Source organism: Streptomyces sp. NPDC002463 (genome assembly GCF_042889835.1).
Classification (GTDB): Bacteria; Actinomycetota; Actinomycetes; order Streptomycetales; family Streptomycetaceae; genus Streptomyces; species Streptomyces nymphaeiformis.
On the sequence record NZ_JBIARL010000045.1, the window covers coordinates 1 to 20,552 of the forward strand.

The window sequence follows — 20,552 nt, forward strand, 5'->3', positions numbered from 1 at the left end:
CGCCCGGTTACATTCCGAACCCGGAAGCTAAGCCTTTCAGCGCCGATGGTACTGCAGGGGGGACCCTGTGGGAGAGTAGGACGCCGCCGAACAATCATTGTGGGAAAGCCCCGCACCTCATGGTGCGGGGCTTTTCTGCGTTTACGGCCGGGACCGACCCCTTTCGGGGAAGCGGGTTGGTACTGGTCCCTCAGAGGCGGCCGGCCGCCTTCAGGGCGAGGTAGGCGTCCGCCAGGGCCGGCGCGAGGGTGTCGGGGGTGGCGTCGACGACCGTGACGCCGTGGCGCTGGAGCTGGTCCGCGGTGCGGGCACGCTGAGACTGGGTCTGGGTGGCCGCGGCGGCCTCGTAGACGGCTTCGATCGTGCCGCGTGCCGCGGCCATGCGCGTGACGTGGGGGTCGGCCACGGAGGCCACCAGGAGCGTGTGGCGCTGGGCGAGCTGCGGGAGGACCGGGAGGAGGCCCTCCTCGATCGGGGCGGCGTCGAGGCTGGTCAGGAGGACGATCAGAGAGCGGCGCGGCGCGCGTGCCAGCGCGGTTGCGGCCAGACCGCGGGCGTCGGTCTCCACGAGTTCGGGTTCCAGTGGGGCGAGGGCCTCGACCACGGCCGGCAGGACGTCGCCGGCGGAGCGGCCCTGGACCTGGGCGCGGAGGCGGCGGTCGTACGCCAGGAGGTCCACGCGGTCGCCGGCTCGGGAGGCGAGCGCGGTGAGGAGGAGAGCCGCGTCCATGGAGGCGTCCAGGCGCGGCACGTCGCCGACGCGGCCGGCCGAGGTGCGGCCGGTGTCGAGGACGATCAGGATGTGCCGGTCGCGCTCGGGGCGCCAGGTGCGGACCGCGACGGTGGTCTGGCGGGCCGTGGCCCGCCAGTCGATCGAGCGGGTGTCGTCACCGGGGACGTACTCGCGGAGGCTGTCGAACTCCGTGCCCTCGCCGCGGGTGAGGACGCTGGTGCGGCCGTCGAGCTCGCGGAGCCGGGCCAGGCGCGACGGCAGGTGCTTGCGGCTGGTGAAGGGCGGCAGGACGCGGACCGTCCAGGGGACCTCGTGGTGGCCCTGGCGGGCCGCGAGGCCGAGAGGGCCGAACGAGCGGACGGTGATCCGTTCCGCCCGGCGGTCGCCGCGGCGGGTCGGACGCAGGCTCGTGGTCAGGCGGCGGCGCTCTCCGGCGGGGACCGTCAACCGTTGGCGCGAGGAGGCCTGTTCGGTGCCGGGGAGCCAGCTGCTGGGCGGCCAGGCGTCGCGGAGCTGGGCGCGGAGGCGGCGGCGGGACGGGTTCGTGACGGTGAGCTGGACCTCGGCCCCGTCACCGAGTCGAACGGATGTATCACCACTTCGGGTGAATTGGAGCGTTCGTACTGGCGCCGCCAGGGCGTAGTCGCACAGAATTGCGAGGGAGAGGGGCGCGTTCACCGCGAGCATTCCCGCCCAGCTGGGGGCGAGGATGCCGACGGGAAGCGATCCGAGGGCGGCGAGCAGCGCGGTTCGTCCGGTGAGGGCCATGGGGCGCCGTTCTCAGCGGGGTACGGGGACGTGGGCGAGGATCGAGTTGATGACGGAGTCGGGGGTGACCCCCTCCATCTCGGCCTCGGGCCGCAGGTGGATGCGATGACGCAGGGTGGGGAGAGCGAGGGCCTTCACATCGTCCGGGGTGACGTAGTCCCGGCCGGTGAGCCAGGCCCAGGCGCGGGCGGTGGAGAGCAGGGCGGTGGCGCCTCGGGGGGAGACCCCGAGCGTGAGCGAGGGGGATTCACGCGTGGCACGACAGATATCGACGACGTAGCCGGCGATCTCGGTGGAGACCGAGACCTTGGCGACGGCGGCCCGGGCCGCTTCGAGCTCGGCGGGGCCCGCCACGGGGCGGACGCCGGCGGCCTTCAGGTCGCGGGGGTCGAAGCCTTCGGCGTGACGGGTGAGGACGTGGATCTCGTCCGCGCGTGAGGGCAGAGGGACCGTCAGCTTCAGCAGGAACCGGTCCAGTTGGGCCTCGGGGAGCGGGTAGGTGCCCTCGTACTCGACGGGGTTCTGCGTCGCCGCGACCAGGAAGGGCTCCGGGAGGGGGCGCGGGCTGCCGTCGACCGTGACCTGACGCTCCTCCATCGCCTCCAGGAGGGAGGACTGGGTCTTCGGGGGTGTGCGGTTGATCTCGTCGGCGAGCAGCAGGTTGGTGAAGACCGGGCCGGGCTGGAAGGAGAACTCGGCGGTGCGGGCGTCGTAGACGAGGGAGCCCGTGACGTCGCTCGGCATCAGGTCGGGGGTGAACTGGACGCGCTTGGTGTCGAGTTCGAGCGCGGCGGCCAGCGAGCGGACCAGGAGGGTCTTGGCGACTCCGGGGACGCCTTCGAGGAGGACGTGTCCCCGGCAGAGCAGGGCGACGACGAGACCGGTGACGGCGGGGTCCTGGCCGACCACGGCCTTCGCGATCTCGGTGCGCAGGGCCTCCAGGGAGGCGCGGGCGCTGTCCGAGTCCGTGGCGGTCTCGGGGGTCGGGGCGCTCATGAGGTGCGTACCTCTCTTTCGAGGGCGTCGAGTTGGTCCGCCAGGCGGATGAGGGTGGCGTCGTCGGCGGGAGCCGGGCCGAAGAGGAGGTTCCTGGGATCCGCGGTGGTCTCGGGGAGACGGGCGGAGAGTGCGGGGAGGAGGAGATCGGGGGAGTGGGCGTCCTGGACGGGGACGCCGAGGAGCGGGGCGAGCCGGGTGCGGGTCGCGGTGCGCAGGACGGAGGCGGCGCGGTCGCGGGCGTTCGCCTTGCGGTAGAGGCGGGCGCGGCCTTCGGTGGCCTCGGAGGCGCGGAGGGCGACGGGGAGTCGCTCGGTGACCAGGGGGCCGAGGCGCCGGCCGCGCCAGAGCGCGGCGAGCAGGGCCGCGAGGGCGAGTTGGAGGGTGGCCCACCGCCAGCCGGAGGGGATGAGGGCGAGGAAGTCGCCCGTGGTGCCGTCGGCGGTGGCCGAGGTGTCGGAGAGGGAGGGGAGGTACCAGACGAGATGGGGCCGGGAGCCGAGGAGTTGCAGGGCCAGCGAGGCATTGCCGAGTTGGTCGAGACGGGAGTTGTAGAGGATGTCGGGCGAGCCGAGGAGGACGGTGTCGGCGCTGCCGGTGCCGGGAATGAGGAGCAGGGTGGGCAGGCCTTCGGCGCGGTAGCAGGTCTCGGCGGTGGTGCCGGGGGAGAGTTCGTAGCGTTCGCCGCCCAGGTCGACGCTGCCGGCGCGGGTGGCGGCCGGGAGGGTGCAGGCGGGGGCGCGTTCCGTCACGAGGGTGCTGGGGGCGCTGGTGACTCCCGGGGCCAGGGTGTCGAGGGAGGCGTGGCCGGCGCCGACGAGGACCGTGCGGGCGGCGGAGGCCTTCATCGCCGTGCGGAGCGCCGACTGTTGAGCGTCCGTCAGCAGGTCGGGGGTCGTCACCAGGAGAGTGGTGTCGGTGTCCGTGGCCGTCGTGGCCTCGGCCAGGGTGGTGGCGAGGGTGACGGTGACGCCGCGGGCCTTGAGGAGTTCGGCGACGGCGCGGCTGCCGTGGGGGTCGGCGGAGCGCGGGTCGAGGGCGCCGTGGGCGTCGGTGGACCGGACCGTCGCGAGGGCGAGGCCGCCGGTCAGGATCAGGGCGACGACGAGGACCGCACCGCGGACACGGGTCCACACCTGGCGGGCGGAGGGGGCGGTCGAGGTGGTGCCGGTGACCGGGCGGCTCATGCGGACGTCCCCGTGGAGGCGGTGTCGAGGGTGGGGCGGGTCCGCTCCAGGGCGGTGTCCAGTGCCTCGATGCGACGGTACGCGGGCTCGTCGGCGGTGCGGCCGCCGTACGTGACGTCGTCGAAGGCGCGGGCCGCGAGGCGCAGGTCGTCCGCGTGGACGGGGAGGGAGCGGCCGGCTTCGGCGGCCGCCTCGTCGGCGGTGCGGCCTGGGCGCGGTTCGAGGAGGGCGCGCTCCTCCAGGGAGCGGACGATGGCGCGCATCCGTTCCTGGACGGCCTCGTTCCAGCGGCCGGCGGAGGCGTGCTTGGTGGCGGCCGTCCGGTGGTCCCGGGCGGTGCGGGGGCCGTCGGCGAAGAGGGAGTCGCCGGTGGTGCCGGGCGCCCGGTGCGGGGTGCCGAGGCGCCACCAGAGGGCGGCGACGAGGGCGGCCACGAGCACGACGATGACGACGAGGCCGAGGACGCCGCCCGGTGTGGCCGTCGAAGCGGCGCCGAAGAGCTCGTCGACCCACTCCCAGAAGCGGTTGAGGCCGCGCTGGAGGAGGTTCGGGTCGTTCTCGTGGTACTTCGGATCGGACAGCTCCCGCTCCGCCGCCTCGCGGGCGGGGACGCGGGAGATGTCCACCGGTGTGTGGCCGTCGCCGTGCAGCCGGGCCAGTGCCGCGGCCGCTCCCCCCGTGAACGTCACCGCATCAGCCCCCGACGGCGTCGGTGCCGGGTGTGGGGCCGTAGCCGGGGAGGCCCGCCGCCCGGGCCAGTTCGAGGTCCAGGGCTTCGCGGCGGATGCGCTGGTCGACGTAGAGGAGGACGGTCACACCGGCCGAGATCGGGTAGGTGATCGCGCTGGTGATGACGCCGCCGATGCCCGTGACGATCAGGAACGGCCAGCCGAACGTGGTGCTGTTGCCGGAGAGCAGACCGGTGAAGCCCTCGCTGTCGACCACGAAGCCGATGATGGTGAACGGGATCGCGATGATCATGCCGAAGAGGAAGAGCAGCAGCTGCGTCAGCAGGGTGATGCCGAAGATCCGCCACCACGAGCCCTGCACCAGCTTCGCCGAGCGCTTCAGGGACTGGACGACACCCCGGCGCTCCAGCATCAGGGCCGGGGACGAGAGGCTGAAGCGGATCACCAGCCAGACGTCCGCCACGATGGCGCCGAGACCGCCGAGGAGGGCCAGTGCCACGCCGGGGGCGCCGCCGATCAGGAGGCCCGGGAGCAGGCCGACCGTCATGACGGCGACGGTCATCGCCGCGAGCAGCAGGGTCAGGCCGAGGAGCTGGAGCAGGCGCGGGCGGGCCTCCTGCCAGGCGGAGCCCAGCGAGACCGGGCGGCCGAGGACCGCGCGGCTGATGACGACGGTCAGCAGGGCGGCGCTCACGAGCGACGCCATCATCGTCACGAGGAGCGAGGGGCCCAGGGCGATCACGGAGGACTGCGCGGAGTCGAGGGACTGCTGGAGCTGCTCGGCGGGCGTGGCGTCCGGATCGAGCTTCGGGGCCGCCGGCACGAGGTACCGCTGGGCCAGGATGTTGGCGATCTGGGAGATCACCGCGACCGTGACCGTGATGGAGAGGACCGTGCGCCAGTAGGTGCGGAGGGTCTTCACCGCGCCGTCGAGGATCTCGCCCATGCCCAGCGGGCGCAGCGGGATGACTCCGGGCTTCGCGGCCGGAGGTCCGCCCCAGTTGACGTTCGGGGGCGGGGTTCCCCAGTTCTGGCCGGGCGCCGGGGGCGGGGTCCCGTGGGACGGCGGGGACCACTGGCCGGCGGGCGGCTGGTCCTTGGACCACTGGACGGCGGAGCCGTTCGCGTCGGCCGAGGAGGCGGGCCCGGGGGTCCCCGAGCCGTCCTGGCCGCCGGAGGGGGCGGATCCGGGCGAGGTCCAGCCCGGAGTGTCGTTCACGGTCGTCCACCTCGGAGGAATGGTCGCGGTGCCGGATCGGCGAACCGGCTCGGTCACGGCGGCCGACACCTGGCGCGGCGGCGGGCCGGGTGCCATCGTGCCACGCGGGGCCCGCCCGTGGGCCGGAGCCCGCATCTCCTTCGTACCTTTGTCCGGACCTTCATTGTGCGAGCGACAGACGGCACACTGTGCGGATGCCCGATCGGACCGCACGAACCGTGTGCCGGCGGGCCGAGCGGGCCCTCTCCCACGGGGGCGGGGCCCGGGCAGGGGGAGGGGCTGTGGGACAGGTCACGGCAGGTAACGATTGGCTAATGGGATGATGTCGATATGAAGGGACGCGTTCTTGTCGTCGACGACGACACCGCACTGGCCGAGATGCTCGGCATCGTGCTGCGGGGTGAAGGGTTCGAGCCGTCGTTCGTCGCGGACGGTGACAAGGCGCTTGCCGCTTTCAGAGAGGCCAAGCCCGATCTGGTGCTGCTGGACCTGATGCTGCCCGGGAGGGACGGCATCGAGGTGTGCCGGCTCATCCGGGCCGAGTCCGGGGTGCCGATCGTCATGCTCACGGCCAAGAGCGACACGGTCGACGTGGTCGTGGGCCTGGAGTCCGGGGCCGACGACTACATCGTGAAGCCGTTCAAGCCGAAGGAGCTCGTCGCCCGTATCCGGGCGCGGCTGCGGAGGTCCGAGGAGCCGGCTCCCGAGCAGCTCACCATCGGCGACCTGGTCATCGACGTGGCCGGGCACTCCGTGAAGCGGGACGGGCAGTCCATCGCCCTGACTCCGCTGGAGTTCGACCTGCTGGTCGCGCTGGCGCGCAAGCCGTGGCAGGTGTTCACGCGTGAGGTGCTTCTGGAGCAGGTCTGGGGCTACCGGCACGCGGCCGACACCCGCCTGGTGAACGTGCACGTCCAGCGGCTGCGCTCGAAGGTCGAGAAGGACCCCGAGCGCCCGGAGATCGTGGTGACCGTCCGCGGTGTCGGCTACAAGGCGGGGCCGAGCTGACATGAGTGTGGGCAGCGCTGCTCCGAAGCCCGGGAATCCGGGAGTCCGTACGGGGCGGACTGCCGGTCCGGGGCGGGGGGGCTCGCGATTCGGCCGTCTGCTCCGCAGCAGGGCGGTCCTGCGGCTCTTCGCGCGCTGGGTGCGCCGGCCGCTGCTGCCCGCCGTGCGGCTGTGGCGGCGGAACATCCAGCTGCGGATCGTCGCGGGCACCCTGCTCATGTCGCTCGGGGTGGTGCTGCTCCTCGGCTTCGTCGTCATCGTGCAGGTCCGCAACGGCCTGCTCGAAGCCAAGGAGAAGGCCGCCCAGAGCCAGGCCGCCGGAGGGTTCTCCGCCGCCCAGGACCGGGCGGCGACCACCCCTTCCGCACCCGGGCAGCAGGACGGTGCGCGGACCGGTGTCTCCGTGAACTGGCGCTCCACGCTCGTCGAGCAGCTCGCCAGCGGTGGCCAGAGCGCGTTCAACGTGGTCGCGCTCTCCCTCGACAGCGGTGACACCGCGAGCCGGGGCGCCCGCGCCTCCGGCGAGGTCGACCCGACCACGAGCATCCCGGCCGACCTGCGGCACAACGTCGCGCAGGGCACCGGCACGTTCCAGAAGTTCTCGCGGATCCACTACACCAACGGCAAGGCGTCCGAGCCCGGCCTGGTGATCGGCAAGCGGCTGAACGACGCCGACGGCGACCAGTACGAGCTGTACTACCTCTTCCCGCTGAGTCAGGAGGAGGACTCCCTCACCCTGGTCAAGGGCACCCTGGCGACCGCCGGGCTCTTCGTCGTCGTCCTGCTCGGCGCCATCGCCTGGCTCATGGTGCGCCAGGTCGTCACGCCCGTGCGGATGGCCGCCGGGATCGCCGAACGGCTCTCCGCCGGCCGCCTCCAGGAACGCATGAAGGTCACCGGCGAGGACGACATCGCGCGCCTCGGCGAGGCCTTCAACAAGATGGCCTCCAACCTCCAGCTCAAGATCCAGCAGCTGGAGGAGCTCTCGCGGATGCAGCGGCGCTTCGTCTCCGACGTCTCGCACGAGCTGCGCACCCCGCTGACCACGGTCCGGATGGCCGCCGACGTCATCCACGAGGCCCGCGTCGACTTCGACCCCATCACCGCGCGCTCCGCCGAACTCCTCGGCGACCAGCTCGACCGCTTCGAGTCGCTGCTCTCCGACCTCCTGGAGATCAGCCGCTTCGACGCGGGCGCGGCCGCCCTGGAGGCCGAGCCGATAGACCTGCGCCAGGTCGTACGGCGGGTCATAGGCGGCGCCGAGCCCCTCGCCGAGCGCAAGGGCACCCGGATCGTGGTCCTCGGCGACCAGCAGCCCGTGGTGGCCGAGGCGGACGCCCGCCGCGTCGAGCGGGTGCTGCGCAACCTCGTCGTCAACGCCGTCGAGCACGGCGAGGGCCGCGACGTCGTCGTGAAGCTCGCCGCCGCCGGCGGGGCCGTCGCCGTGGCCGTACGGGACTACGGTGTCGGACTCAAGCCGGGCGAGGCCACCCGGGTCTTCAACCGCTTCTGGCGTGCCGACCCGGCACGCGCGCGTACCACCGGCGGTACGGGCCTCGGCCTGTCGATCGCCGTCGAGGACGCGCGGCTGCACGGCGGCTGGCTCCAGGCCTGGGGCGAGGCCGGCGGCGGCTCGCAGTTCCGGCTCACCCTGCCGCGCACCGCGGACGAGCCGCTGCGGGGGTCGCCGATCCCGCTGGAGCCGGAGGACTCCCGGCGCAACCGCGAGCAGGCGGCCGCCGGACGCGACCGGGACCGGCTCGCGGCGGTGCCGCCGCAGTCCGCCGGCGACCGGTCGGCTCTCTCCGTACCGCCGAGGCTGCCCGAGGCGCCGCGGGCGACCGTCGACCCGACGGCGCTGCCCGGCAGCGGCGCACGGGTCGTGGCGCGAGCGGTGACGGACGGCGACGGCGGCGGGGCGGGCCCGGCGACGGCCGGGGGGAACGGGCATCTGGAGCGGGAGGACGGGACACGTGGGCGCTGACTCCCGAGCGGAGCACGCGGGGCGGGGACGGAGCACACGCGCGGTGGTCCTCGCCGCGTGCGGCGGACTCCTGGTGACCGGGTGCGCGACGATGCCCGACAGCGGGGACGTACAGGCCGTGAAGGGGGCCGGCACGGGCGACTCGCAGGTGCGGGTCTACGCCGTCGCGCCCCGGGAGAACGCCGACCCGGACGAGATCGTCGACGGCTTCCTGGAAGCCATGACCAGTGACGACCCCGGCTTCGCCACCGCCCGCAAGTACCTCACGAAGAAGGCCGCGCAGGGCTGGAGGCCGGAGCAGAGCATCACCGTGCTCACCACGGCGCCCGACCGCGAGCAGGCCGACCGCAACGCCGACCCCGACAACCAGGGGCGTGCCTTCCCGCTCTCCGGCCGGAAGATCGCGACCGTGGACGCCCGCCACGGCTACCAGCCGAACAGCCCCGCCGAGTACCTGCAGTCGATCCACGTCGTGCAGCAGCCCTTGGCGAACGGCAAGGGCAAGGAGTGGCGGATCGACAGCCTCCCGCCCGGCCTGATCCTCGGAGAGGCGGACTTCCTCCGCAACTACCGGTCGGTCAACAAGTACTACTTCGCCTCCGGGGAGGACTGGGTCGTCGCCGACCCCGTCTACATCCGGCAGCGGCAGGACCCCGTCACCCGGATGGATCCGGTGACGCAGACGGTCAAGGCGCTGCTCGAAGGCCCGACGAACTGGCTGAAGCCCGCCGTCGACTCGCAGTTCCCCTCCGGCACGGAGCTGAAGGCCGGCGTCACCACCCTGACCACGGACGACCAGTCCACGCTGCGGGTGCCGCTCAACGCCAAGGCGGACCGGGCCGGTGGCGAGGCGTGCCGGCGGATGGCGGCGCAGCTGCTGTTCACGCTGGGCGACCTCACCTCGGTACGGGTCGAGCAGGTGGAGCTCCTGGGCTCGGGCGGGCAGTCGCTGTGCCGGCTCGGCAAGGGGCAGGCGGTCGAGTTCGCGGCGGTGCGGGACACCGACCGCGAGGAGCACCCGTACTTCGTCGACGAGCACGGCAAGCTGATGATGCTCCTCGTCGGTGGCAAGGAGGCGAACGCGCCGGTCGAGGTGCCGGGCCCGTTCGGCAAGGGCACGGTGCCGCTCCGCTCGGTCGCCGTCGACCGGGGCGAGACCCGGGCCGCGGGCGTCGGGCAGACCGGCCGCGAGCTGATCGTCTCCTCCATCACCACCGAGCAGGACCCGCTGCCGCCCGTCCTGACCAGCAGGGCCGCCCGGCCGGCCGACCGGCTGTCCGCGCCCAGCTGGGACGGCAGGGGCGATCTGTGGGTCGCCGACAGGGACCCCGTCGCGCCCCAGCTGTGGATGGTGCCGGGCGGCACCGGCCACCCCGTGAAGGTCCGCACGCCCTGGCTCGGGGACGGCGCCCGCATCGAGTCCCTGCGGGTCTCCGCGGACGGTGTACGGATCGCCCTGGTCGTCACGCGGGGCGAGCGCACGACCCTGCAGATCGGCCGGATCCAGCGGCAGACGACCGACGAGGAGCAGATCGTCTCCGTCCTGGACCTCCAGCCCGCCGCACCCCGGATGGAGTCGGTCACGGCCGTCTCCTGGGCCGGGCCCAGCCGGCTCGTCGTGGTCGGCAAGGAGGCGGGCGGCGTCCAGCAGATCCGCTACCTCCAGACCGACGGCTCGACCTCGACGACCTCCGTGTTCCCCGGCCTGAACGGCGTGACCTCGGTGGCCGCGCCGCACAAGGAGACCGTGCCCGTGGTGGCCGACTCCGGGGACGACGGGATCGTGCGGCTCGCGCCCGGGACGAACTGGCAGCCGGTGGCCAAGAAGGGGTTCTCGCCGGTCTACCCCGGATAGCCGTCGAGCGAGGGCCGTGAGGGCCGCACCTGACGTACTTCGGGCTCCGCAGGTGGTTTTCCACAGGGGTGGCCTGGAGGCGCCCGGAGGCGCACAGTGGAGCCATGCGGGGGTGGTGGCGCGAGATCGCCGGGCTGGTGCTGCCGGTCGCCTGCGGAGGCTGCGGCAGGCCGCGGACGGAGCTGTGCCCGGCCTGCGCCGACGCGCTCGCGGGCACGCCGCCGCGCAGGGTGCGGCCCGCGCCCGAGCCGCCCGGACTGCCCGTCGTCCACGCCGCCGCGCCGTACGCCGACGCCGTGCGGCAGCTGCTCCTCGCCCACAAGGAACGCGGGGCGCTCACGCTCGCCGGGCCCCTGGGCGGTGCCCTCGCCGGGGCCGTGGAGGCCGCTGCCCCGCCCGGTGCGGGTCCCGCGGACGGACCGCTGCTCCTCGTACCGGTGCCGTCCTCGCGGCGCTCCGTACGGGCGCGTGGGCACGATCCGACGCGACGGATCGCTCTGGCCGCCGCGGCCCGGCTGCGGCGGGCCGGGCGGCCGGCGCGGGTCGTCCCCGTGCTCCGGCAGCGGCGGTACGTGGCGGACCAGGCGGGTCTCGGGGCGCGCGGGCGCCTCGCGAACCTGGCCGGGGCGCTGGAGGTCGTGCCGGGCGGCGCACGGCTCCTGACTGCGGGACGGGTGATTCTCGTGGACGACCTGATGACCACGGGCGCCTCGCTCGCGGAAGCGGCGCGCGCTCTCGGAGCCGTACACCTTCCGTTCATTCAGGGAATACCGCATGGCTTACCGGCCGGTTCGGCGCAGCGCGAAATCGAACAGCGGGCGGCGGCTGTGATCGCATCCTCTCCCGCCTCGTTCGAAATAAACCGGAACTCGCCGGAAACTTGGATCGTTGCAGGTGGTGAGAGGTGAAAGCACCCGTCCGGAGGTATGTCGCGGTAGAGGGTGCCGACACCCGTCCGAAGGGGCTATGTTCGGTTGTGAGGAATGGCGAATGCCATCGCCTCACCGAATACATGGTTGCGCCTACAGGACAGGAGTTCAGGGCGAATTAACCTCTTGTCGATGGGGTGGAGATCTTGTCGACTGGGGAGGAGGAGGTCGAAGTCGCCAAGTCCGAGCTCCGGTGACCACCGGAGTCTGGTGCAAAGGGAGATGCCCTGCGGCCAAGGAGCCGATCGGGGCGATCCGGGAACGGAGTTCTGCGTGGACATCGTCGTCAAGGGCCGCAAGACCGAGGTGCCCGAGCGGTTCCGCAAGCACGTGGCCGAGAAGCTGAAGCTGGAGAAGATCCAGAAGCTCGACGGCAAGGTGATCAGCCTCGACGTCGAGGTGTCCAAGGAGCACAACCCGCGGCAGGCCGACCGGTCCGACCGCGTGGAGATCACCCTCCACTCCCGAGGCCCGGTGATCCGGGCGGAAGCGGCGGCAGCCGACGCGTACGCAGCGCTCGACCTCGCCAGCGACAAGCTCGAGGCACGACTGCGCAAGCAGCACGACAAGAGGTACACCCGCCGTGGCAACGGCCGGCTGTCCGCGGCGGAGGTCGGGGACGTGGTGCCCGGCGCCGCGAAGCTCAACGGCGACGGCCAACTGGCCGTCGACGAGGCCGACAAGGTGCCCACCACGATGATGGGCTCCATCGAGGTCCAGGGTGAAGGCCCGCTCGTGGTGCGCGAGAAGACCCACCGGGCCGCACCGATGACGCTCGACCAGGCGCTCTACGAGATGGAGCTGGTCGGGCACGACTTCTACCTCTTCGTCGACTCCGACACCAAGCAGCCGAGCGTCGTCTACCGGCGACACGCGTACGACTACGGCGTCATCCATCTGGAGAGCGACCCGCTCGCCGAGGGCGGCGGCGCCGGCGGTGCGCTCGGCGGCTGACCCGCCGCACCGCATCGCACACTTCCGAACAGGTGTCCTTCTCGGTGCCCCTGGAGCGCAGTTCGCGCCCCCAGGGGCACCCCCCGTGCGCCCGCGGAGCACCCCCGGCGCCGCCCGGACGTGAAATCATGGCGTGCACGCCAACCGGTGCCGATCGCGCACGGGTTGGAGGACCGGAAACGACTTCAGGCCACGGCCTTCAGGGGGAGGAACGATGGCGGACAGCTTCGGGCCGGTGCTCAGCGGGCACGAGCACGGCGGTGCGGTCCCGGAGGGATCGGAAGGCACGGGACCGGACGCGGAGGGTGCGTTCCGCAAGGAGCCGATCCGGGTCCTCGTCGTGGACGACCACGCCCTCTTCCGCCGCGGGCTCGAGATCGTCCTCGCCCAGGAGGAGGACATCCAGGTCGTCGGCGAGGCCGGTGACGGTGCCGAGGCCGTCGACAAGGCCGCCGATCTGCTGCCCGACATCGTCCTGATGGACGTACGGATGCCCCGGCGCGGCGGCATCGAGGCGTGCACCTCCATCAAGGAGGTGGCCCCCAGTGCGAAGATCATCATGCTGACGATCAGCGACGAGGAGGCCGACCTCTACGAGGCGATCAAGGCGGGTGCCACCGGCTACCTCCTGAAGGAGATCTCCACCGACGAGGTCGCCACCGCGATCCGCGCGGTCGCCGACGGGCAGTCGCAGATCAGCCCCTCGATGGCGTCCAAGCTCCTCACCGAGTTCAAGTCGATGATCCAGCGCACCGACGAGCGCCGGCTCGTCCCGGCGCCCCGGCTGACCGACCGCGAGCTGGAGGTCCTCAAGCTCGTCGCGACCGGGATGAACAACCGGGACATCGCCAAGGAACTGTTCATCTCCGAGAACACGGTGAAGAACCACGTCCGGAACATCCTGGAGAAGCTGCAGCTGCACTCCCGGATGGAGGCCGTGGTGTACGCGATGCGGGAGAAGATCCTCGAGATCCGCTGAGGCTTCGCCGCGGGACCCCTCTGCTGGGGGCCCGGGGTCGTCCCCCGGGGGATGCAGTGCGATGCGGGAGAAGGTTCTGGAGGTCCGCTGAGGCTCGGGCGAGGGCCCCCAGCAGTTCGGGCGAGGGCCCCCAGCAGTTCGGGCGAGGCTCAGGAAAGGGCCTTGAGCAGGTCGGGAACCAGCTCCGGGTGGTCCACCCGCTCCACCGTCACCGCGTCGCATCCCACCCACTCGGCCGCCTCGCGCAGGGCCTTCGCCACCGCCGGTACGGCCTTCGGCCCGTCCAGCGAGACCTGCTTCGCCACCAGCGTCCTGCCCTCCCGCGCCGGATCCACCCGGCCCACCAGACGGCCGCCGGCGAGCACCGGCATAGCGAAGTAGCCGTGGATCCGCTTCTGCTTCGGTACGTACGCCTCCAGGCGGTGCGTGAAGCCGAAGATCCGCTCCGTGCGGGGCCGCTCCCAGATCAGCGAGTCGAACGGCGAGAGCAGCGTCGTGCGGTGCCGGCCGCGCGGCTCGGTCGCCAGCGCCGCCGGATCCGCCCAGGCGGGCTTCCCCCAGCCCGCCACCGTCACCGGCACCAGACCCGAGGCCTCCACCACCGCGTCGAACTGCTCCGCCTTGATCCGGTGGTAGTCCGCGATGTCCGCGCGCGTGCCCACGCCGAGCGCCTCGCCCGCCTGCCGCACCAGGCGCCGCACGCACTCGGTGTCGTCCAGGTCGTCGTGGAGCAGGTCCTGCGGGATCGCCCGCTCGGCCAGGTCGTACACCCGCTTCCAGCCGCGCCGCTCCGTGACCACGACCTCGCCGTACATCAGCGCCCGCTCGACGGCGATCTTGCTGTCGGACCAGTCCCACCACTCGCCCTTGTTCTTGGCGCCGCCCAGCTCGGTCGCCGTCAGCGGGCCCTGGTCCCGCAGCTGGTCGATGACCTTGTCGTAGGCCCCGGCCGACAGCTCGTGCCCCCAGTGCGGGCGGTCGCGGTAGGCGCGGCGGCGGAAGGCGAAGTGCGGCCACTCCTCGACGGGCAGGATGCAGGCGGCGTGCGACCAGTACTCGAAGGCGTTGTGTCGTGCCGGAGGCGCGCCGTCGGATCCGGTCGACCAGTACGCCTTCTCCACCGTCGGGCGGCCCACCGCGCCCAGGCGCGCGTACGGGATGAGCTCGTGCGAGCGGGCGAGGACCGAGATGGTGTCGAGCTGGACCTGGCCGAGCGACCGGAGGACCCCGCGCACGCCGGCCCTGCGGTCGGGCGCGCCCAGGAACCCCTGGGCGCGCAGGGCGATCCTGCGGGCTTCGTCGGCGGACAGTTCGGCGGCGGGGCGCGGCGCAGTCGTCATGGACCGCACCCTAGGCCCCGGCACTGACATCGGGCCCGGCCGCAGGCGGGCTCGGGCGCCCGGCAGCGGGCCTCGCTCCGGTGCGCTCGGGCGCCCCGGCAGCGGGCCCCGCCCCCGTGCGCTCAGGCGTCACGGGCCGGGAGGTACGGCAGTGGGCTCGGCAGGCCGAAGTCGGAGGGGAGCAGGGCGCCGACCCAGGCGTCCCGGAGCGTGCCCTTGTTGGCCAGGGCGGCGCGCTGCACGCCCTCGACGACGAAGCCGGCCCGCTCGGCCACCGCGCGCGAGCCCGCGTTGCCGACCTCGGCGCGCCAGACCAGCCGGGTGCAGCCGAGTCCGGTGAAGGCCCAGTGGGCCAGGGCCCGCACGATCTCCGTCATGTGGCCGGCGCCGCGGGCTTCCTTCGCCAGCCAGTAGCCGATCTCCCAGACGCCCGCGCCGCGACTGGACAGGGTGGCCGCGGCGAGCAGCGGGCCGCCCTCCACGGGCTCCGCGGCGAAGGTGTACTCGGTGTCCTCGCGCCAGCCGTCCGGGACCAGCCGGTGCACGAAGAACTCCGCGTCCTCGCGCTTGTAGGGGTCGGGGACGGTGGTCCATCGGCGGATGTCGGGGTCCTGGCAGACGGCGTACACCGCGTCGACGTCCTCGGGGACGGGGGTCCGGAGTCGCAGCCGGTCGGTGGTGAGGGTGATGGGTTCCATGCCGGGATTGTGGTGACCGCGCGGACCGGAAGCGAACACTTTTCGGGTGGGGCGGCACCTTCCGCCCACCTCGTGCGTTCTCTTTACGGGCGGACGTACGGCTCGGGTACTGCGGGCCTCCCTGTGCGAGGGCGGTCTCGCTTACGATGGCCGTTGCGGTGGGGACCACCTGCCGTGCCCGCGCTCGCGTCCATCACAAGACCCAGTGCCAGGCCCGACCGGCAAGGAGACCAGCCTCAGTGTCCGTCTTCAACAAGCTCATGCGTGCAGGCGAAGGCAAGATCCTGCGCAAACTGCACCGCATCGCGGACCAGGTCAACTCCATCGAAGAGGACTTCGTCAACCTCTCCGACGCCGACCTGCGGGCGCTCACCGAGGAGTACAAGCAGCGGTACGCCGACGGCGAGAGCCTCGACGACCTGATGCCCGAGGCCTTCGCGACCGTCCGCGAGGCCGCCAAGCGTGTCCTCGGCCAGCGCCACTACGACGTCCAGCTGATGGGCGGCGCCGCGCTCCACCTCGGCCACGTCGCCGAGATGAAGACCGGTGAGGGCAAGACCCTCGTCGGCACCCTCCCGGCGTACCTCAACGCGCTCTCCGGCAAGGGCGTGCACCTGATCACGGTCAACGACTACCTGGCCGAGCGCGACTCCGAGCTCATGGGCCGCGTGCACAAGTTCCTCGGCCTGACCGTCGGCTGCATCCTGGCGAACATGACGCCGGCCCAGCGCCGCGAGCAGTACGCCTGCGACATCACGTACGGCACGAACAACGAGTTCGGCTTCGACTACCTGCGCGACAACATGGCGTGGTCCCAGGACGAGCTCGTCCAGCGCGGCCACAACTACGCCTGTGTCGACGAGGTCGACTCCATCCTCGTCGACGAGGCCCGTACGCCGCTGATCATCTCCGGCCCGGCCGACCAGGCGACGAAGTGGTACGGCGACTTCGCCAAGCTCGTCACCCGGCTGAGCAAGGGCGAGCCCGGCAACCCGCTCAAGGGCATCGAGGAGACCGGCGACTACGAGGTCGACGAGAAGAAGCGCACCGTCGCCATCCACGAGGCGGGCGTCGCCAAGGTCGAGGACTGGCTGGGCATCGACAACCTCTACGAGTCGGTGAACACGCCGCTCGTCGGCTACCTGAACAACGCCATCAAGGCGAAGGAACTGTTCAAGAAGGACAAGGACTACGTCGTCATGGACGGCGAAGTCATGATCGTCGACGAGCACACCGGCCGTATCCTCGCCGGCCGCCGCTACAACGAGGGCATGCACCAGGCGATCGAGGCGAAGGAAGGGGTACAGATCAAGGACGAGAACCAGACGCTCGCCACGATCACCCTCCAGAACTTCTTCCGCCTCTACGACAAGCTCTCCGGCATGACCGGTACGGCCATGACCGAGGCGGCCGAGTTCCACCAGATCTACAAGCTCGGCGTCGTCCCGATCCCGACGAACAAGCCGATGCAGCGCAAGGACCAGTCCGACCTGATCTACCGGACCGAGGTCGCCAAGTTCGCCGCCGTCGTCGACGACATCGCGGACAAGCACGAGAAGGGCCAGCCGGTCCTCGTCGGCACGACCTCCGTCGAGAAGTCCGAGTACCTCTCGCAGCAGCTCGCCAAGCGCGGCATCCCGCACGAGGTCCTCAACGCCAAGCACCACGAGCGCGAGGCCACGATCGTCGCCCAGGCCGGCCGCCGCGGCGCCGTCACCGTCGCCACGAACATGGCCGGCCGCGGTACGGACATCAAGCTCGGCGGCAACCCGGACGACCTCGCCGAGGCCGAGCTGCGCCAGGCGGGCCTGGACCCGGTCGAGCACGTCGAGGAGTGGGCCGCGGCCCTGCCCGGCGCCCTGGAGCGCGCCGAGAAGGCCGTGAAGGCGGAGTTCGAGGAGGTCAAGGACCTCGGCGGTCTGTACGTCCTCGGCACCGAGCGCCACGAGTCGCGCCGTATCGACAACCAGCTGCGCGGCCGCTCCGGCCGTCAGGGCGACCCGGGCGAGTCCCGCTTCTACCTCTCGCTCGGCGACGACCTGATGCGCCTGTTCAAGGCGCAGATGGTCGAGCGCGTGATGGCCATGGCCAACGTGCCGGACGACGTGCCGATCGAGAACAAGATGGTCACCCGTGCCATCGCCTCCGCCCAGTCGCAGGTCGAGACCCAGAACTTCGAGACCCGTAAGAACGTCCTGAAGTACGACGAGGTCCTCAACCGGCAGCGCGAGGTCATCTACGGCGAGCGCCGCCGCGTCCTGGAGGGCGAGGACCTGCACGAGCAGGTGCAGCACTTCATGGACGACACGATCGACGACTACATCCGCCAGGAGACCGCCGAGGGCTTCGCGGAGGAGTGGGACCTCGACCGCCTGTGGAACGCCTTCAAGCAGCTCTACCCGGTGAAGGTCACCGTGGAGGAGCTGGAGGACGCGGCCGGCGACCGGGCGGGCATCACCGCCGAGTTCATCGCCGAGTCCATCAAGGACGACATCCACGAGCAGTACGAGACGCGCGAGAAGCAGCTCGGCTCCGACATCATGCGTGAGCTGGAGCGGCGCGTGGTCCTCTCCGTCCTCGACCGCAAGTGGCGCGAGCACCTCTACGAGATGGACTACCTCCAGGAGGGCATCGGCCTGCGCGCGATGGCGCAGAAGGACCCGCTGGTCGAGTACCAGCGCGAGGGCTTCGACATGTTCACCGCCATGATGGAGGGCATCAAGGAGGAGTCCGTCGGCTACCTGTTCAACCTGGAGGTCCAGGTCGAGCAGCAGGTCGAGGAGGTCCCGGTGCAGGCGTCCGCTCCCTCGCTCACCAAGGAGGACGCGGTGCCGGCGGGTGCCGGGCGGCCGGAGATCCGCGCCAAGGGGCTCGACACCCCGCAGCGGCCGGACCGGCTGCACTTCTCCGCGCCGACCGTGGACGGGGACGGCGGTGTCGTCGAGGGCGACTTCGCCTCCGACGACCTGGACGGCGACGGGATGACCCGTGCCGAGCGTCGCAAGGCGCAGAAGAACGCGGGTGGCGGGCGTCGCCGCAAGAAGTGACCCGTTCGAAGTGACGTGACGGAAGGGGTCGGTCGCCCGGGGCGGCCGGCCCCTTCGTCATGGGGCGGACCCGGTGGGAGCAGGTCCCTCGTCATGCGTGCGGGGACGTGCCCAGGCCGTCCAGTTCCACCGCCGCGCAGCGCCAGCGCTGGTCCTCGCCGCGCTCCAGGCGGAACGCCATGGCCCGTACGCGGGTGCCGGTGGCGATGCTCGCGAAGGCCTCGACCACGGACTGCGGGGCGTGCACCTGGACCGAGCAGCGGCGCAGGACCGGCCGGGGGCCGTGCGAGCGCAGGGGCGTCTGCGGGGCGAGCCGGACCAGCTGCTCGTACGCGTCGCCGACGGTGTGGCCGAGCATCCAGTGGACGGGCCGCTCCCCGCTCAGCACGGCGAGCAGGCGCTCGGCGAACACCGTGTGCGGGGGGAGCGTACGGGGGCGGGTGCCGGCCGGGCCGCGCGGCCGGGCTCCGGCGGAACCGCGCGGGCGGGTGCCGGCCCGTCCGCCGGGGGCCGTGCGGGGGCGGGGGAGCGGGGAGGGCGTGCTGGTGAGCGTGGCGTTCATGGCGATCCCCTGTCGTTGCGTAACCGAGTGGTACCAGTCGGTAACTTTCGTTGGGGATCTTGTACGGGGGTGCTCCGAGGCCCCGCAAGGACCCCGCCGCGGCGGGGCGGTCCCGAAACCGGATCACCTATCAGGGTGACGCGATCGGAAAACGGGTCTCCGGCGCCTCGGCGGACGGCCTTCCACGGTGGACGGACGGCGAGTCCGGCCCGCCGCCCCGAAGGGGGACTCCGCACGTATCCTGAGGGCCTCTCCGTCTACGAAAGCGGCCTGCCATGCGCGTCTACATCCCCCTGACCCTCCCCGGTCTCGCACAGGCGCACAAGGCGGGCGAGCTCGGCCCCGGTCCGCTGACCGCCTACGCCGTCACCCCGGCGCTGCGCGAGTGGTACGTCTCCGACGACATCGAGGAGCTGGAGTACGCGGCGCTCAACCGGGCCGCCGCCGCCTCCCTGCGGCTCCTCGCCGGCGACCCCGAGGCGCCCCGGCGCCGGATCGTCGTCGCCGTCGACGTGGCCGACAAGGACGCGACCGTCGACCCCGACCGGGGGCTCGACTCCGGCTCCATCGGCGAGGTCCGCGTCGCCGGCGCCGTACCGCTGGCCAAGGCCGCGGCCGTGCACGCCGACGCGGACGACGCCGAGGCGGACGTCACGGCGGCGGCGGGCGCGCTGGGCGCGGCGGACCAGGGCGACGACGACGCCCAGTTCGTCGTGGACGGGGCCGAGGACCACGAGCTGCTGTGGTTCGGCGTGCAGGAGATCCCCTCCCTGCTCGGCTGAGCCGCCGGGTACCGTCTCTCCATGGGGAAGCACGGAAAACACCTGGTCTGGGACTGGAACGGCACACTGCTCGACGACATCGACGCGGTGATCGGCGCGACGAACGCGGCCTTCATCGAGCTCGGGCTCGCGACGATCACCCTCGAGCAGTACCGCGAGCTGTACACGGTGCCGGTGCCGAAGTTCTACGAGCGGCTCATGGGGCGGCTGCCGACGGACGCGGAGTGGGTCGTCATGAACGGGACCTTCCACCGGCACTACCGGGAGCGGGCCGGGTCCTGCGGGCTCACCGTCGGCGCGGCGGAGCTGCTCGCCGCGCGGCAGGAGGCCGGGGTCACGCAGTCGCTGCTGTCGCTCGCGCCGCAGGCCGAGCTGATACCGCTCGTGCGGCACCACGGGATCGCCGAGCGGTTCGTCCGCATGGACGGGCGCCTCGACGACTCCAGCGACGGGAAGTCCGGGCACATGGTGCGGCACCTGGCCGCGCTGGGGGTTCCGGCGGAGCGGATCGTCGTCATCGGTGACGCGGCGGATGACGCGGTGGCGGCGCAGCACGTGGGGGCGCGGGCGGTTCTCTACACCGGCGGGTCGCACAGCCGGGTGTCGCTGTCGCGGGTCGGGGTGCCGGTGGTGGACTCCCTGGAGGAGGCGGTCGCCGTGGCGGAGGAGCTGGCCTAGGGAACCGGGGTGGGGCGGCGGGGCGCCCGCCCCCCCCCCGGGCTAGCCCGTCGCGCGCAGGACCATCAGGAATTAGCGCAACCAGGGGGGGTGGTGCGGCCCCGCCCCGGCGGAGACCCGGAGGCCGGCGACCCCCGCCCCCCG

The 20,552-nt window shown here is 72.3% G+C and carries 17 protein-coding genes and 1 rRNA gene; 10 read left to right on the forward strand and 8 right to left on the reverse strand.

The genetic code is table 11. From position 1 onward, the window contains the following. Nucleotides 1-92 (forward strand): 5S ribosomal RNA (gene rrf / locus ACFYX3_RS41415); the annotation flags it as partial. A 98-nt stretch (nucleotides 93-190) separates the two neighbouring features. Here the strand turns inward: rrf and ACFYX3_RS41420 are convergent. From ACFYX3_RS41420 to ACFYX3_RS41440, 5 genes are read right to left on the reverse strand one after another with little or no spacing between them, the layout of a single operon-like run. Further along, nucleotides 191-1,501 carry a DUF58 domain-containing protein gene (locus tag ACFYX3_RS41420; RefSeq protein WP_376593547.1) on the reverse strand — a complete coding sequence of 437 codons (1,311 nt, stop codon included), beginning with the start codon at nucleotides 1,499-1,501 and terminating at the stop codon, nucleotides 191-193. A gap of 12 nt (nucleotides 1,502-1,513) precedes the next feature. Next, nucleotides 1,514-2,497 carry an AAA family ATPase gene (locus ACFYX3_RS41425; RefSeq protein ID WP_376593545.1) on the reverse strand — a complete coding sequence of 328 codons (984 nt, stop codon included), beginning with the start codon at nucleotides 2,495-2,497 and terminating at the stop codon, nucleotides 1,514-1,516. Next, the gene (locus ACFYX3_RS41430) at nucleotides 2,494-3,684 is read right to left on the reverse strand and encodes a DUF4350 domain-containing protein (protein WP_389025247.1); all 1,191 of its coding nucleotides are present in this window, start codon (nucleotides 3,682-3,684) and stop codon (nucleotides 2,494-2,496) included. Before ACFYX3_RS41430 ends, ACFYX3_RS41425 begins: the two co-directional genes overlap by 4 nt. Continuing rightward, nucleotides 3,681-4,373: a DUF4129 domain-containing protein gene (locus ACFYX3_RS41435; protein ID WP_389025249.1), complete on the reverse strand. Its 693-nt coding sequence runs from the start codon at nucleotides 4,371-4,373 to the stop codon at nucleotides 3,681-3,683. The genes ACFYX3_RS41430 and ACFYX3_RS41435 overlap by 4 nt, the downstream gene beginning before the upstream one ends. A 4-nt stretch (nucleotides 4,374-4,377) precedes the next feature. Then, nucleotides 4,378-5,592, reverse strand: a complete 1,215-nt coding sequence (locus ACFYX3_RS41440; RefSeq protein ID WP_382659080.1) for a hypothetical protein — start codon at nucleotides 5,590-5,592, stop codon at nucleotides 4,378-4,380. A gap of 330 nt (nucleotides 5,593-5,922) precedes the next feature. Between ACFYX3_RS41440 and mtrA the strand changes: the two genes are divergently transcribed. The 6 genes from mtrA to ACFYX3_RS41470 all read left to right on the forward strand — a co-directional run bounded on the left by mtrA (nucleotide 5,923) and on the right by ACFYX3_RS41470 (nucleotide 13,301). Next, entirely contained in the window at nucleotides 5,923-6,600 is a 678-nt protein-coding gene (gene mtrA / locus ACFYX3_RS41445; RefSeq protein WP_010356958.1) for a two-component system response regulator MtrA, read from the forward strand. 1 nt (nucleotide 6,601) lies between these two features. Further along, nucleotides 6,602-8,584 carry an MtrAB system histidine kinase MtrB gene (gene mtrB, locus ACFYX3_RS41450; protein ID WP_389025252.1) on the forward strand — a complete coding sequence of 661 codons (1,983 nt, stop codon included), beginning with the start codon at nucleotides 6,602-6,604 and terminating at the stop codon, nucleotides 8,582-8,584. Then, a complete protein-coding gene (locus ACFYX3_RS41455; RefSeq protein WP_389025254.1) occupies nucleotides 8,574-10,439 on the forward strand; it encodes an LpqB family beta-propeller domain-containing protein in 1,866 nt (621 codons plus the stop codon). Before mtrB ends, ACFYX3_RS41455 begins: the two co-directional genes overlap by 11 nt. 104 nt (nucleotides 10,440-10,543) lie before the next feature. Continuing rightward, nucleotides 10,544-11,347 carry a ComF family protein gene (locus ACFYX3_RS41460; protein WP_389025256.1) on the forward strand — a complete coding sequence of 268 codons (804 nt, stop codon included), beginning with the start codon at nucleotides 10,544-10,546 and terminating at the stop codon, nucleotides 11,345-11,347. 294 nt (nucleotides 11,348-11,641) lie between these two features. Continuing rightward, nucleotides 11,642-12,322: a ribosome hibernation-promoting factor, HPF/YfiA family gene (locus ACFYX3_RS41465; RefSeq protein WP_376593531.1), complete on the forward strand. Its 681-nt coding sequence runs from the start codon at nucleotides 11,642-11,644 to the stop codon at nucleotides 12,320-12,322. A 214-nt stretch (nucleotides 12,323-12,536) separates the two neighbouring features. After that, nucleotides 12,537-13,301 (forward strand): response regulator transcription factor, encoded by a 765-nt coding sequence (locus ACFYX3_RS41470; protein WP_116160699.1) that lies wholly within the window; start codon nucleotides 12,537-12,539, stop codon nucleotides 13,299-13,301. Between the two features lie 149 nt (nucleotides 13,302-13,450). Here ACFYX3_RS41470 and ACFYX3_RS41475 read toward each other — a convergent pair whose 3' ends face one another. Together ACFYX3_RS41475 and ACFYX3_RS41480 are read right to left on the reverse strand one after the other, a co-directional pair. After that, entirely contained in the window at nucleotides 13,451-14,641 is a 1,191-nt protein-coding gene (locus tag ACFYX3_RS41475) for a winged helix-turn-helix domain-containing protein (protein WP_376593527.1), read from the reverse strand. A 122-nt stretch (nucleotides 14,642-14,763) separates the two neighbouring features. After that, entirely contained in the window at nucleotides 14,764-15,339 is a 576-nt protein-coding gene (locus ACFYX3_RS41480) for a GNAT family N-acetyltransferase (RefSeq protein ID WP_382659071.1), read from the reverse strand. A gap of 239 nt (nucleotides 15,340-15,578) precedes the next feature. On the opposite strand from ACFYX3_RS41480, the gene secA reads away from it, so the two are divergent. Beyond that, a complete protein-coding gene (gene secA, locus ACFYX3_RS41485; protein ID WP_389025259.1) occupies nucleotides 15,579-18,386 on the forward strand; it encodes a preprotein translocase subunit SecA in 2,808 nt (935 codons plus the stop codon). Between the two features lie 91 nt (nucleotides 18,387-18,477). Here the strand turns inward: secA and ACFYX3_RS41490 are convergent, their stop codons facing one another. After that, entirely contained in the window at nucleotides 18,478-18,948 is a 471-nt protein-coding gene (locus ACFYX3_RS41490) for an Rv3235 family protein (protein ID WP_389025261.1), read from the reverse strand. Between the two features lie 275 nt (nucleotides 18,949-19,223). Here ACFYX3_RS41490 and ACFYX3_RS41495 point away from each other — a divergent pair, with 275 nt between their 5' ends. After that, on the forward strand, nucleotides 19,224-19,730 hold the full coding sequence (locus ACFYX3_RS41495; RefSeq protein WP_116160702.1) for a DUF6912 family protein: 507 nt from the start codon (nucleotides 19,224-19,226) through the stop codon (nucleotides 19,728-19,730). Between the two features lie 21 nt (nucleotides 19,731-19,751). Further along, nucleotides 19,752-20,408 carry an HAD family hydrolase gene (locus ACFYX3_RS41500; protein ID WP_389025263.1) on the forward strand — a complete coding sequence of 219 codons (657 nt, stop codon included), beginning with the start codon at nucleotides 19,752-19,754 and terminating at the stop codon, nucleotides 20,406-20,408. Nucleotides 20,409-20,552 lie beyond the last annotated feature (144 nt).

Coding starts and splice junctions, on each gene's coding strand:
- ACFYX3_RS41480 (WP_382659071.1), bottom strand. CDS start 15,339: ATGGAACCCATCACCCTCACCACCGACCGGCTGCGACTCCGGACCCCC.
- ACFYX3_RS41420 (WP_376593547.1), bottom strand. CDS start 1,501: ATGGCCCTCACCGGACGAACCGCGCTGCTCGCCGCCCTCGGATCGCTT.
- ACFYX3_RS41500 (WP_389025263.1), top strand. CDS start 19,752: ATGGGGAAGCACGGAAAACACCTGGTCTGGGACTGGAACGGCACACTG.
- ACFYX3_RS41495 (WP_116160702.1), top strand. CDS start 19,224: ATGCGCGTCTACATCCCCCTGACCCTCCCCGGTCTCGCACAGGCGCAC.
- ACFYX3_RS41460 (WP_389025256.1), top strand. CDS start 10,544: ATGCGGGGGTGGTGGCGCGAGATCGCCGGGCTGGTGCTGCCGGTCGCC.
- ACFYX3_RS41425 (WP_376593545.1), bottom strand. CDS start 2,497: ATGAGCGCCCCGACCCCCGAGACCGCCACGGACTCGGACAGCGCCCGC.
- mtrB (WP_389025252.1), top strand. CDS start 6,602: ATGAGTGTGGGCAGCGCTGCTCCGAAGCCCGGGAATCCGGGAGTCCGT.
- ACFYX3_RS41490 (WP_389025261.1), bottom strand. CDS start 18,948: ATGAACGCCACGCTCACCAGCACGCCCTCCCCGCTCCCCCGCCCCCGC.
- ACFYX3_RS41475 (WP_376593527.1), bottom strand. CDS start 14,641: ATGACGACTGCGCCGCGCCCCGCCGCCGAACTGTCCGCCGACGAAGCC.
- mtrA (WP_010356958.1), top strand. CDS start 5,923: ATGAAGGGACGCGTTCTTGTCGTCGACGACGACACCGCACTGGCCGAG.
- ACFYX3_RS41470 (WP_116160699.1), top strand. CDS start 12,537: ATGGCGGACAGCTTCGGGCCGGTGCTCAGCGGGCACGAGCACGGCGGT.
- ACFYX3_RS41430 (WP_389025247.1), bottom strand. CDS start 3,684: ATGAGCCGCCCGGTCACCGGCACCACCTCGACCGCCCCCTCCGCCCGC.